Below are 12,821 nucleotides of genomic sequence, written 5' to 3' on the forward strand. Positions count from 1 at the left end.
ATCACCTCCTTAATTGTTGATGAGATTGAACGATGCGGGATGCATAATTGTGCGCTAGTATTTTAGCTTGCGTTGGACTGTCCGCATGAGCGTAAACTTTAAAAAGAGGCTCATCTTGATCGGGCAAAATAAGCACGCAGCCTTCCGGTGACTGAATGCGGATGCCATCAAGCAATTCGGCTGCTTGCCCATTGGAGCGTACCCAGTCCATCAAGCAGCGCATAAGCGTACCTTTTTCGTTCCAATGGCAAGAGACCTCTTCCTTTGCTGTATAAGAATTAGGAAGTTCGGCGGCTATATCGTCAATCGACGTATTAGTCATTGCCAGGTGTTGTAAAATAAGGCTAAGCATATACAGGCGATGCGCAAATGGTGAAAACGGCAAGCCAACAGTTGCTTCCATAACAGAGCGAAGGGATTCCTTAGTTCTGATCACACGTAATCCGCTGCTTGCAACGGCAGCTGGCAGCGATCCGACCATGCTGGCTGGTACACCCAATACGGCTTTGGTGCCGTTTTCGGCCAGTGCCAGCATCGTAAGCAGAGCGACCTTGTCAGTTGATAAGAGGAATCCTTTAGGTGTAACAAAGGATAACTTTCCTTCTCCATCCCAATACACGCCAAAGTGGGCCTTACAGTTGTGGACATGTTCATGCAGATTAGTGGATTGGTCTTTGACTTGCTGAACCATCATTCGGGTACCGCCGACATAGGTGGTCCAACGCTGAATAAGCTCCAGATCCGCGCAAGGTGCGACAAGCAGCACATAGGTAAAGTTGGCATCGCGAATTAGACTGAAATCTATGTGCTGTGCCAAGGCATCGAGATAATCGTTGTCTGCGTGTGTATAGCTTTTGCAGCTGCCAACACGATCGGCATGACAGCGGACAAAGTCTTCTTGCCAATAGGCATTTTCGATCTTGCGCTCTGTTGATTTGGCTATCGGAAGTCCTAGACGGTCCATCCATTCTACAACCATGTTCATCATAGGCGATTGCTGGGCGAGATGCAGGTGAACAGCACCATCTGCTTTTTCTTGTCGTACCGCATTGCGGGTCACTTCATCGGATACGGTCCCGAGATCGATGATGTGAACGCCGACGGAGCGCAGTCCTGCTGCGAAGGCTGTTTTTAATAAGGACGAATAGGTGTGAGCGCATGCAGATACCATAATCGTGCTTGATTCGGGCAAGGTAGAGCCATATGCAGCCGCCAGTTTGGTTACCAATTCCGGATTAAGATCGACATTTGGAATGCCTGCTACGCCTCTGCTGCTGAACAGCGGCTTTGCTGCGGCATCTCCCCAAATGAGTGAGGTGTGCAGCGTTCCATTCGTAGGAACCGTCTTGTTTGGCCACAGTTTGACATGTTGACGAATGGTTGCTTTTGATCCTATCGTACAACCACTGCCGATTACGCTTCCCTCCTGAAGCTGGGCGTTGGAGGCAATGATCGTGCGATCCATAAGCAACGCATCCTGAATGTCGCAGTCTTCACCAATATAATTGCCGCTCCACGCAATTGTCCGCTCTAATATGCTGTTAGAATGGACCGTATTACTTTCACCGAGCACGGTGTAGGGTCCAATGCCACAGGAAGGATACAATGTGCAGCCGCTGCCGATATAAGCAGGTCCGCTCAGTCGTATGCGAGAAGGAAGGCGTACACCTGCTTCTACAAATAATCCTGGCAGCACTTCGGCAGCCGCAATGGATACCCCAACTTTTCGATCCAGCATATCAAATTGTGTTTGACGGTATTGGTGCAAATTGCCGATGTCAGACCAATAACCAGAGGCAACATATCCATATAATGCTTCATGGTTAGCGAGCAGTGCTGGGAAGAGGTCCATGCTGAAATCATACGGCTTGCCTGCGGGTATCCAATCGAGGATTTCCGGTTCAAGCACATATATTCCCGTATTTACTGTATCGCTGAACACTTCGCTCCAGCTTGGCTTTTCGAGAAAACGGGCCACTCTTCCGTCTTCCTCCGTCATGACGACGCCATATTCGAGTGGTGTATCGACTTGGGTTAACACCATCGTGGCTAAAGCCTGCTTCTGTTTATGGTATTCAATTGCGTGACGTAAGTTGAAATCTGTTAAAGCATCTCCACTAATAACAATAAACGGCTCGTCTAGGAAATGTGCCGCATTTTTGATGCTGCCTGCTGTACCAAGTGGCATATCTTCTTCGGCATATATAAGTTGCACGCCGTATTCAGAGCCATCGCCGTAATACTGGCGAATGACCTCCGGCAAATATTGAACGGTTACTGCGATTTGGTGAATGTCATACCGTTTCAGCAGATCGATAATATAAGACATGCAGGGACGATTCAGCAGCGGTACCATCGGTTTTGGAGTATTCAACGTAAGCGGACGTAAGCGGGTACCTTTTCCACCAGCCATAATAACGGCTTTCATCAGGCGATCACCCCTTCATATACTTGGCGTGTTGAAACTGCAATGGAATCCCAGTCATACATCGTACGAACTTTGCGCATCGCTTCTACTGCATAACGTCGAGCCAACGCTTCGTTTTGGAGCAGCTCTGTCACATGCCAGGCGAGTGATTCAACATGACCAGGCAGCGCTTTGAAGCCGTCTCGTCCATGATCGATAATTTCGGCCAAACCGCCAGTATCGGATACAACTACAGGAATGCCATGCCCCATTGCTTCAAGTGCTACGATACCAAATGGCTCATATAGACTTGGAAATATACACAAATCAGCAATCTGGAACAAATTTTCCCGTACCTCATCCTGCACGAAGCCAGCTAAACATACACTGTCTGTTAAATTCATCTCGTGAACTTGCCTCTTCAGTTCATTTAGCATCGGACCTGTTCCTGCTATGATTAACTTAATATTGGAGACGTGCTGTTTCACTAGCGGCAGTGCTTGAAGGAGTACCTGAATTCCTTTTTCGTACACCAATCGCCCAATGAAGAAAAGCACTCGTTCATCAGGAGCTGCATATTGAGCACGGAACGCTTGCAGATGGTTTGATCTTTCTCTTCGAAATGACAAGCTTGGCGACAATGTAATGTGATCTTTGCCTGATCCAGCAAGGGCAGCAGGCTGCCATGCACATTCCACCCCGTTAGGGATCATGCTGACCGCGGATCGCTTAATATCAAATAACTGCTCCACTTCTTGGACCATTGCTTGACTGCATACGATAACATGCTCAGCTGCGTGCACAAGCTGACGCTCTGTTTCATGAATGCGATGTTGAACAGACGAGTGTAACGTGCCGTTATTGCGGCCGTGCTCTGTAGCATGAATCGTTGCGATGAGCGGGAATTGATAGGTATCTTTAAGATCTTTAGCAGCTAAGTACACTAACCAGTCATGGGCATGAACAAAGTCTACGTGTAATCCGTCCTGAATGAGTTCATCTACACGATCACACATCGCTGCATTTAACTGTAGAACCCAATCCATAAATCCGATGGGAGCTACTGGAGTCGGCAGTGGGGCACGATGAACCATAACACCATGCATCCATTCTGTACTCGGACTGCCAGGAACCTCGCGTGTAATGACGTGCACTTCACATTGATGACGAGCAAGATGGCGCGATAAGTCATACACAGCTCTGGATAGACCACCCACGACGAGGGGCGGGAATTCCCAAGCCAGCATCAGAACACATTTGGAAGTAGTCCTTGAGCGCTTCCAAGACGAGAGTGGAAACCTGTTTGGCAAGGAAGGACAGATTTGTTCGGTTAAACTTGCGATCGTCATATGGCTTGTGCTGCACTGTACTTGACGTTTATACAATTGCAGCAGCACTTGGTAATCTATAGTCGGAAAACAGTCGATAGCTTGCTCCATTTCATACAATGCCACTTCGTCATATACGCCCTGCTCCAGCATATCCAGAAGAAGATGACATCGCATAATGTGTTCCTTTGTACGTTGTGAGGCATAGCTGGGCACGGTATCAGCATCTATAATAAATGCCCAATCACTGCTTTCCGCTAACAGAAGCTCGCGAATAGATTGGTTGCATAATCGTTCTTGCACCGAGCGGAAACCCCAGAGCTGGCGCTGCTGCTTGCTTATCATATCAAGCAGTCGATCTTCCGCCTGATGCAGGTGCTTATAAACCCAATCATTACGTTCTTGCAGCCAGACTTCCGCATAACCGCCACGTCCCCAACTGCTGCAAGGCAGCTCAACTTGTTGTGCGTCAGGGTGAAGCGCGATGTAATCAACGGGCGAAATAAACGCAATATTGCATCCTTTAGTCTGCTGCTGGTGATGGAGTTCGCGAAACAAGGCCTCAATCCAAATAGGACCCTCATACCACCAATGTCCAAACAACTCTGCATCGTATGGGCATAGGAGGATTGGAGGACGATCCAACTTGTTGGTATGCATCACATGAGAAAGTCTACTATGTAAAAAATGTCGGGCATGCTCATAAGCACGGGCTTGCGCCGCTTGCTCGTTATACAGTTCCTTATGGGAACCCGCCCCGGTAATGCGATAATATTTGATACCGGTGTTAATCCGCGCTCCGTCAGAGAGCAAGTAGGGCTTAATGTACGCCCATTCCTCCAGATCATGCCAACCAAGGTCATACCCGATGTCTCGGTAATACTCCCGATACTGTGGATCGCCCGGGTACCCCTCGTGACTGCTCCACACTTGATGCGAAGAGGCGGCATCTCTGCAAAATGCATATACGTTGTCATAAGTTTGGACAGGCGCTAATGTTTCGCGCACTGGACAAGGATCGGCATGTGAAATCGCATGCTCATCCACAATGAAATAGCGGAGCCCGCTCTCACGAAGCATAGGTGACAGATGCGGCGAATACGCGCATTCCGGCAGCCAAATGCCGTTCGGGCGGGCACCGAAATGCCGCTCATGTTCGGCGGCGCCAAATTCAATCTGAACTCTGGCTACCGCATCATTTTTAATAAAGGGCAAGTATGCATGTGTTGCGGCACAAGTCATTAGCTCCAAGTAGCCTTCATCAGCAAATGCCTTGAAGCGAGGAATAATTTGATACTCCCATTCCCGATACAATTGGAGCCACTTAGACCAGCGTGTCTGGTACATCGCAGCTAAGGCATGTAGCTGCTCTTGTTCCTGATGGCGTTCCATTTCCAGTTCCGCAAGTTTGATGCTGTGAACAAGGTGTTTCTCGTAACGTAATTGCATGACGGGATCATCCATCAAAGCAAGTAAGGTGGGTGTCATCGTCATCGTCAAACGGAAAGGAATGCCATCTTGCTTTAAACGAGAGAAGCATTCTAACAACGGGAAGTATGTTTCGGTCATCGCTTCAAAAAACCAGCGTTCTTCCATCAGGTCATCCCGATGCATATGGCGTACATATGGCAAATGAGCATGAAGGACTAATGCGACATAACCCGCGGGCGACGGCTGATCGGCTAATAATAAATCCTCTCTGTGAACGGTCATTTTTGAACCCCTTCTTCAATTGGATATATCGAATACGTCGAGAACTGCTTGAATGGCGATGTGTGATCGTATGATGACAAGGAGGTACCATGCGCTGGTGAGTGCGGCTGATGATGACCCTTATCGTTCATGTCAGTTGTATGGCCGGATCCATTTGTAGCTCGCTCGCTGCGCGGTGTACGTATGGCAGGAGAGCGTAGCAGTGAGACAAATAGGTGATCATCGGTTAGCAGGCCATATTCCAACTGGTAGACCACATTCGGCTCCAGATGACGGAAATACCAACGATCCGTATCATGGACAAAGACGTCCGTATACGATTCAACTGCTGCGGATGGGGGAGTGGTAAATGATCTTAATAAGCGGGCCACTTTGCATAATTCATCCCATCGTTTTCCGTAGTGGGCGGCAATCATCCGCCGCCTGCGCTCACTTATTTCCCAGTAGGCGTAAAGTACAGTCGGACTTTGAATCATAAGATGGATAATTTGCGTGTCGTAGCGCGGCGGCCATGCTGTCATGGAAGTGGTGGTATTAAACATAGAGACCTCCTTTCACCCGTGATGATGATGGACAAACTGGCTAACTGAGTGGTTCCAAACCATCTTATCCGTGAGATTCACGATCTATGTCTAATGTTTCAGTAAAGAAATATTAAAAAAGATGCTGTTGAAAAGGTATGGCAATCTATGAAAAGAGTTACAATAGTCTAGTAGAAGCGGCCTGCGAGAGCGCTGTTTCGAATGTGAGAACGAACGGTTGAGCAGCTGATTAGGATTGAGGAGTTTTCACCAGGCGTTGTGTCAGCTCAACAAAATCGTCATACCGGTTGTCAGACAATTGAAGCTGCCTGAACCAGCTAGCTGGTACACATCGATACGATTTGGTTTCGCCAGTTGCATATTGAGCGACCAATTCATTAGTAGTCTCATCGTACAGGAGATAGCTGATTTGCTTAGAGGGGACAAACAATACATTTAAAGGCATAGTGTATACACCCCGTTCCAATTTGTAATGTTTCACATGTATATGAAAAAATTAGGCACAATATACGTACACCTTACCGCGATTTTCATTTCATTTTGTATTGAAAAAAGGAATTTGTTGATTGTGTGACGAATATGCTACAACAATCGTTCCTAAACCAAATGTTGCATCCACATGAAGGTGCATTTAAGAGGAGGGAGCACATGAGTTTTTGTTGCGGGGCAAGTATGATTGGAAGTAAAGGTACGTTACAACATTATCGGACAAGGATTCATAATGTTCCCCTGCTATTATGTCCGGTGTGTCAGCGCATTGAAGTGCATTACCTCGTAGAAAATGAGTATGAGATTTTAGCGGAATATGCACAGACAGACGGTGTTGAGGACGTTGATTTTAAAGATTACGTGACAGAAGAAGACATGAAATTGTTTGAGAATTGCGTTAATCATGAAGACGAAGATCCGCTTGAAATTGTGCGCAGTCAGATTGATTCAGCTCTTGACCTGCTGGCACTTGCGAAGCAGTGGAAAGATACCCAATGGGAAGCGCAGCTCAAACGTCGATTAGCGCTCATGAGTCGCAGAAAGTCACAATTAACGAAGCAGAAGTAATAATCCTTGTCAGCCCCACGAATGGACTTCACGTATAACAAAAAGGCGACACTCGTCGCCTTTTTGAAGTGTGTGCGGTCACCTCCGCAGTTTAATCAACTCGGTCTCCGTTACAAGGAAGGCGCTTTATGCCGCCAAACCTGTGTGTTACGCACATCTTTCCGTATTTGCTCTGATCTTGTTGAAAGTTTAAACGGTTTCCTAAATGTTTAGGTTTCTTTTAGGCAATCCTCGTTTTTTTGCTGTTATTCGACATTATATTAGGTTGATTTTAATATCCTAATTTAACTATGATGAAGTCATTGATGCTTCAAGCCAAATTTGTAGCTACAGCAGAGTAGTGCTGCAGTGGGGTGAGATACATTGAATGGGATTAGTGCGAGTGAGGAGCGTGAGCTTGTCCTGTGGAAACAGCGATATTCCAGAAGTTTGCGTCGATATATTGTTAACGGCCATGAACAGGAATTGGAACAGGCGCGGGAGGCTGCACGTTCACTGACTGAATTACAACCAAATGACGTACTTAATCTTCATGAAGATACGATGTCCATGATGCTGACGCATGTTGAACTGGATGAAGCAGAGGTCATGTTTCATCGTTCATATGTTTATTTTATGGAGTGCTTGTCCGTCATTCAGGCGGAACGAGGTAGCAAGGAGGGGAATGTATTGTCCATTGACCCGATTCGCGAACCGTGGATGCAGTCTGCTCAGTCCTTGTTTGCGAACACGATTTCGCGCAACAAGTATGAGAACGTACTTCAGCAAATGGACAGCGCCATAGTGTTGTTTGATGACACCGGCATATTGTCTTTTATTAACGTAGAGGCGGCGAAGCTCCTGCATGTGCCCCGTAAAGAACTTGTAGGCTGCACGCTGCTTGAAGTGATGAGACACCCTTCGATAAGTCGTGAAAAGCGGAAGCTTATCCTGCGAATGTACCGAGAGACCATCGTTTATAGAAAGCGCTATCATGAATTCGTGGACAAGCAGGGACGTACTTTCCTAGTCACATTCACACATGGCGAACAGATGGATGGGGACTATTTGTTCAGCATCAAGGATGTGTCTGATTATAAGCGCATTGAGCAAACGGCAGTGCAAAATGACAAGCTAGCTATACTTGGCAAAATTGCAGCGGCCATTGCTCATGAGATTCGGAACCCATTAACTTCGATTCGCGGCTTCATACAACTGTTGCGTCCGCATCTGATGCAGCTCGGCAAAGAAGAATATGCACGTATTATTCTAGCCGAGATTGATCGTGCGAACGATATCATCTTCGAGTTTCTGAATTCCTCCAAACCGACAGCACCCCTGACTTCTGAGATTCCGATATCCTCTCTGCTGAGAGAGGTTGTATTGTTAACCGAAAGCGAAGCTTTAATGAAAGGCTGCGAGATTATACTCCTTAACGAGATACAAGATAGCACCTTGCTTGTCTCTATTGATGTGAAGCAAATCAAACAGGTATTACTTAATATGATCCGAAACGCCATTGATGCCTTAGATGAAGTACGTGACAAGCGTAAAGGAGCGATTACGCTCAGGACGGTTAAGGAAGGTCGTTATGTAGCGATTCATATCGTAGATAATGGCAAAGGTATGGATGAGCGTACGCTGGAACGTTTATTTGATCCCTTTTTTACAACTAAGGAAGAAGGTACTGGATTGGGTTTGTCTGTGAGTTACCGTATCATTCGGAATCATGGGGGAACCATTGAGGTAGACAGCCGACAGAACGAATGGACCGAATTTATTATCCGGCTGCCGCTTAATGGTTCAAAGCCTGCTAATCTGCTGTACTTCGACTCCTAAACGCACAGGTTCTAATGGCAAGCTAAGGGTGTGGTATAATAAGGATTAGCAGGATGAGACCATGACAGTAAAGGAAGGTATAATGATGAATTTGACCAATGTAGAGCAGTTGGGCGGCATTGCGGTGCAAGTAATGGCCAAGTCTGTGAAGGAAGTGGAGGCAGATGCCGTCATAGTGCTATTTTCCAAGTCAGAGTGGCATAATCGTGCTCAGGACATACCTGGCGGTCAACTGTGCAAGGATGCAGTTGAATGCGGGCTGTTTCAGGTAGAGGAACGTCATACACGTGTCTTTCCTGTACGTGAGGGAAATGTACGATATCTCATTGCGGTTGGTCGTAAAGAAGATCCATTAACGACTAAAGATGTTCGTTTGATGCTGGCTCATGCAGCCAAAGAGGCCTATAAGCTTGGCGTGGCACGGGTTGCGGTTGCGGTGCCGGATGATCTAGTATCGCTTACTGTTGAGAAGGACGTGTCAGCAATTGCCCATGCGCTTACCGAAGGATTTTTGCTTGGTGCATATCAGCGCGTCACTTATAAGCTTGACGCGAAGCCTATACATAAATTTGAATCGCTGACGCTTTGCGGCGAACAGCTTGGAGCCAGTGCATGGCAGCAAGGCGCAGAAGCGGGTAAAGCTTACGCGCTTGGTACGACGGTGGCACGTGACTTGACGAACTTGCCAGGCAATTTACTCGTGCCTAGCGTGCTTGCTGATTACGCGCAGCAGCTTGCAGCCCAATACGGTTTTGAAGCGCATGTGCTGGATGAGCAGCAAATTGAAGCAAAAGGGATGGGTGGACTGCTTGGCGTAGGCAAAGGCAGTGCTAATCCTCCCCGCATGATTGTGCTGAAATACCAAGGTAAAGAGCAGTGGAACGACGTGTTTGGACTAGTCGGGAAAGGAATTACGTTTGATACTGGCGGTATCTCGCTGAAGAAAGCAGAAGGCATGGAAGATATGATATGCGATATGGGCGGCGCAGCTACTGTGCTTGGTGCGATGGCAGCGATTGGCCAACTGCAACCGAAGGAGAATGTGCTGTGTGTTATTCCGTCCGCTGAAAATATGCCTTCAAGCAGTGCGATGAAGCCGGGAGACGTACTGACCACCTATAGCGGCCGTACGATTGAGGTGCTGAATACCGATGCAGAAGGACGCCTGGTGTTGGCTGACGGCATGACGTATGCCAAGGAACTAGGAGCTTCAAAGCTGATCGATGTTGCGACACTGACAGGGGCGGCGGTAGTTGCACTGGCTGATATTACGACGGGTATAGTTACTAACGACGAGACCTTTATGCAGGAGCTTATCGCCGCTTCGAAGCGTACAGGAGAATATGTGTGGCCACTGCCATCACATCCCGAGTATGCAGAGCTGTTGAAGAGTGATGTGGCAGATGTACGCAACAGCTGTGGTCGTGGTGGTGGTGCAATCACGGCAGGCTTGTTTGTAGGCACATTTGCAGACGGATTGCCTTGGATTCACCTTGATATTGCTGGAACTGCGTTTCTGGGCAAGCCGCGCGGAGTAGACCCGAAAGGGGCTACGGGTGTTATGGTGAGAACGATAACAGAGATGATCATTTCTGATTTATAGAAGCAACAGGTCCAACAACGCTAAATAACACGCGAGCTCAATGCTAAAGAAGCTCCATCTCCGCACGATTGGCAGAGATGGAGCTTCTTTGTATCGTTTCAATGTGTGAAATGAAGCGGGCGTGCTAAGCTACGCTCGGGCGCGATTTGACCTTGGCTGCCTGACCATTAGGCGCCGCATCGACAGCCGGACGGCGGCTGATGATGTTGTTTACAATTAGAGCGCCAACGATTAGCGCAGTCCCGATCCACTCTGCAACAGACACGCTGTAACCTTGAAGAACCGAAATTACAAATGTAGTTGCAGGTACAAAGTTAATAAATAACATGCCGTTAACAGGTGATAACAGTTCAATCCCCTTTAACCAACTAAGAAGTGCTAATAATCCGGCTGCAAGGACCATAAATGCCATTTCTGGTAAAACAGGTACAATTTCAGTTGATGTTGGCATTTGTAGCTGACCAAACAACGTAGCAATCGATACGATAACTAAAGACGTAATTGATCCTAATAAACAGGTTAGCGTGGAATAACGCAGGGCGGAGAAGCCCTTGAATTGTCCGCTGCCTACCGTATACAATACCCAGCTAATGACCGCTGCGAAAATGGAGAGCAGTGGCATAACTTTAAAGTCGCTGCTGCCAAACATCGACAGGTTTCCTTTGGTTACTACACATAACACACCTACAAATGCAACGATGACACAGGTTAACGTTCCGAAATTAGGGCGCTTTCGTGTAAGGAACCACATCAGCAATACGACTAGCATAGGCATGAACGACTCCATAATGGAGGCTAGCAGGACACCCGATTTTCCTAATTGCTGCTGCCCCCAGAACACGCCAAAATTGTAGATTGTAAATGCAAATGTTCCGAATATCCAAAGCCTAAATCCCTTGCCATCCAGACGGAACGCAGCACGTCCTTCCTTCCATAACAGCAACAGAACGAGAAGGAGCGTAACAGTTACATAACGAAGGGTGGAGAACCAGAAAGGGTCCAGATGGTGAAGCGCACTTTCGGCTACGGGAAACATCGCTCCCCAAGCGACAGCAGCGATAAAGCACAATAAGGCTCCTTTTAACAATTGAGACTTGGACATAGTAACGGCACACTCCTAGTTGTCTGACTCATGAAGTAACGACAGTTTCATGTATATAGACAGTCATATTTAAAATCTAAATTAATTGCTATCAACAGGATTCATCATACGGCTTTAGGAAGTATCTTGTAAAATAATTGAAAGTGATTTATGATATCATTTAAATTAATATCTAACGTCTGATGTGAAGAGGTGTTCAGTGTGGATTTAAGTGATATCCATATTTTTAAGGCGGTCGCGGAGCAGGGCAGCGTTAGTCGTGCTGCGGAACAGCTTGGTTATGTACAATCTAACGTGACCGCACGCATTCGTACGTTGGAACAAGAGATCGGACACCCGTTATTTCATCGTCATCGTCGTGGGATGACGCTTAATGCGGAGGGTAGAAAGCTGCTCGTTTATGCCGAGCGTATGCTGCTGCTCATTTCGGAGATGCGAAAGGCTTTTCAAAATCCTGAAGACCCGTCGGGCTCCTTGCTTATCGGCTCTGTTGAGACAGTGGTGGGGCTGCCTGATATATTAAGTCTTTATCATCGCAAGTACGCAAAGGTCGATCTGTCGCTGATGACAGGTGTAACAGAGAAATTAATAGAAGAAGTGCTAGAACTGAAGCTTGATGGCGCGTTTGTGTCTGGGCCTATTCATGAGCCTAATATCGAACAACATCCAGTGTTCGAGGAGGAGCTTGTACTGGTGTGCAGCACAAGTCGTGATGAGCTATCCCAATTGCGCGACGTACGAGAATTGCTTCATCTACCGCTGCTCGTGTTTCGTCAAGGGTGTGGCTATCGTGCGAAGCTGCGACAATGGATGCAAGCTGAGCGTGTGACGCCACATAAAGTGATGGAATTCGGTACGCTAGAAACGATTATCGGCACGGTCGTAGCGGGACTAGGCATTACGCTCGTTCCACGTGCCGCAGTTGAAAAGTTGGAACGTGAGGGATTGGTGAAGCTGTATACGATACCCGAACAGTTCAGGTATGTGTCTGTTTTGTATGTTCGTCGTATGGATGCTTATTTGGGCGAAGTGGAACGTAAATTTATGGAGACGATCGATGAAGTAACGAAGCTAAGACGACAATTGGTATAAAGAATATGATCACCGATAACCGAATGGAAGGTGTGTGACATAGCTGAAGTCGATCAGGTGGGCGAAATTTGTCAATGCATAGCGAATGCTGTTAAAAATGTGAAATGAAATAGCGGAACGTTCCGTGTTCAGGTGTTAAAGCATTCTTACTAGAACGAAG

Annotated in this window: 9 protein-coding genes; 4 read left to right on the forward strand and 5 right to left on the reverse strand. The window is 47.2% G+C overall.

Annotation, left to right across the window (positions count from 1 at the left end):
• Position 1: 1 nt before the first annotated feature.
• The 4 genes from H509_RS0116325 to H509_RS27265 all read right to left on the reverse strand — a co-directional run bounded on the left by H509_RS0116325 (position 2) and on the right by H509_RS27265 (position 6,471).
• The gene (locus H509_RS0116325; RefSeq protein ID WP_028546025.1) at positions 2-2,428 is read right to left on the reverse strand and encodes a sugar phosphate nucleotidyltransferase; all 2,427 of its coding nucleotides are present in this window, start codon (positions 2,426-2,428) and stop codon (positions 2-4) included.
• Positions 2,428-5,448, reverse strand: coding sequence for a 1,4-alpha-glucan branching protein domain-containing protein (locus H509_RS25635; RefSeq protein WP_051287267.1), 3,021 nt, complete (start codon positions 5,446-5,448; stop codon positions 2,428-2,430). Before H509_RS25635 ends, H509_RS0116325 begins: the two co-directional genes overlap by 1 nt.
• The gene (locus H509_RS0116335) at positions 5,445-5,990 is read right to left on the reverse strand and encodes a DUF4912 domain-containing protein (protein ID WP_028546026.1); all 546 of its coding nucleotides are present in this window, start codon (positions 5,988-5,990) and stop codon (positions 5,445-5,447) included. Before H509_RS0116335 ends, H509_RS25635 begins: the two co-directional genes overlap by 4 nt.
• A gap of 229 nt (positions 5,991-6,219) precedes the next feature.
• On the reverse strand, positions 6,220-6,471 hold the full coding sequence (locus H509_RS27265) for a KTSC domain-containing protein (protein WP_245596117.1): 252 nt from the start codon (positions 6,469-6,471) through the stop codon (positions 6,220-6,222).
• Between the two features lie 167 nt (positions 6,472-6,638).
• Here H509_RS27265 and H509_RS0116340 point away from each other — a divergent pair, with 167 nt between their 5' ends.
• From H509_RS0116340 to H509_RS0116350, 3 genes are all read left to right on the forward strand, one after another.
• Complete coding sequence (locus H509_RS0116340; RefSeq protein WP_028546027.1) at positions 6,639-7,046, forward strand: hypothetical protein; 408 nt, start codon at positions 6,639-6,641, stop codon at positions 7,044-7,046.
• A 363-nt stretch (positions 7,047-7,409) separates the two neighbouring features.
• Entirely contained in the window at positions 7,410-8,864 is a 1,455-nt protein-coding gene (locus H509_RS25640; RefSeq protein ID WP_051287269.1) for a two-component system sensor histidine kinase NtrB, read from the forward strand.
• A 61-nt stretch (positions 8,865-8,925) separates the two neighbouring features.
• On the forward strand, positions 8,926-10,467 hold the full coding sequence (locus H509_RS0116350) for a leucyl aminopeptidase (RefSeq protein ID WP_245596119.1): 1,542 nt from the start codon (positions 8,926-8,928) through the stop codon (positions 10,465-10,467).
• Between the two features lie 124 nt (positions 10,468-10,591).
• Here the strand turns inward: H509_RS0116350 and H509_RS0116355 are convergent, their stop codons facing one another.
• Positions 10,592-11,569: a DMT family transporter gene (locus H509_RS0116355; RefSeq protein ID WP_028546029.1), complete on the reverse strand. Its 978-nt coding sequence runs from the start codon at positions 11,567-11,569 to the stop codon at positions 10,592-10,594.
• Between the two features lie 201 nt (positions 11,570-11,770).
• Here H509_RS0116355 and H509_RS0116360 point away from each other — a divergent pair, with 201 nt between their 5' ends.
• Positions 11,771-12,661 carry a LysR family transcriptional regulator gene (locus H509_RS0116360; protein ID WP_028546030.1) on the forward strand — a complete coding sequence of 297 codons (891 nt, stop codon included), beginning with the start codon at positions 11,771-11,773 and terminating at the stop codon, positions 12,659-12,661.
• Positions 12,662-12,821 lie beyond the last annotated feature (160 nt).

The sequence above is a fragment of the Paenibacillus taiwanensis DSM 18679 genome (assembly GCF_000425125.1).
In the GTDB taxonomy this organism is placed as follows: domain Bacteria; phylum Bacillota; class Bacilli; order Paenibacillales; family Paenibacillaceae; genus Paenibacillus_B; species Paenibacillus_B taiwanensis.

Coding starts and splice junctions, on each gene's coding strand:
- H509_RS0116335 (WP_028546026.1), bottom strand. CDS start 5,990: ATGTTTAATACCACCACTTCCATGACAGCATGGCCGCCGCGCTACGAC.
- H509_RS0116355 (WP_028546029.1), bottom strand. CDS start 11,569: ATGTCCAAGTCTCAATTGTTAAAAGGAGCCTTATTGTGCTTTATCGCT.
- H509_RS0116325 (WP_028546025.1), bottom strand. CDS start 2,428: ATGAAAGCCGTTATTATGGCTGGTGGAAAAGGTACCCGCTTACGTCCG.
- H509_RS0116350 (WP_245596119.1), top strand. CDS start 8,926: ATGACAGTAAAGGAAGGTATAATGATGAATTTGACCAATGTAGAGCAG.
- H509_RS0116340 (WP_028546027.1), top strand. CDS start 6,639: ATGAGTTTTTGTTGCGGGGCAAGTATGATTGGAAGTAAAGGTACGTTA.
- H509_RS25635 (WP_051287267.1), bottom strand. CDS start 5,448: ATGACCGTTCACAGAGAGGATTTATTATTAGCCGATCAGCCGTCGCCC.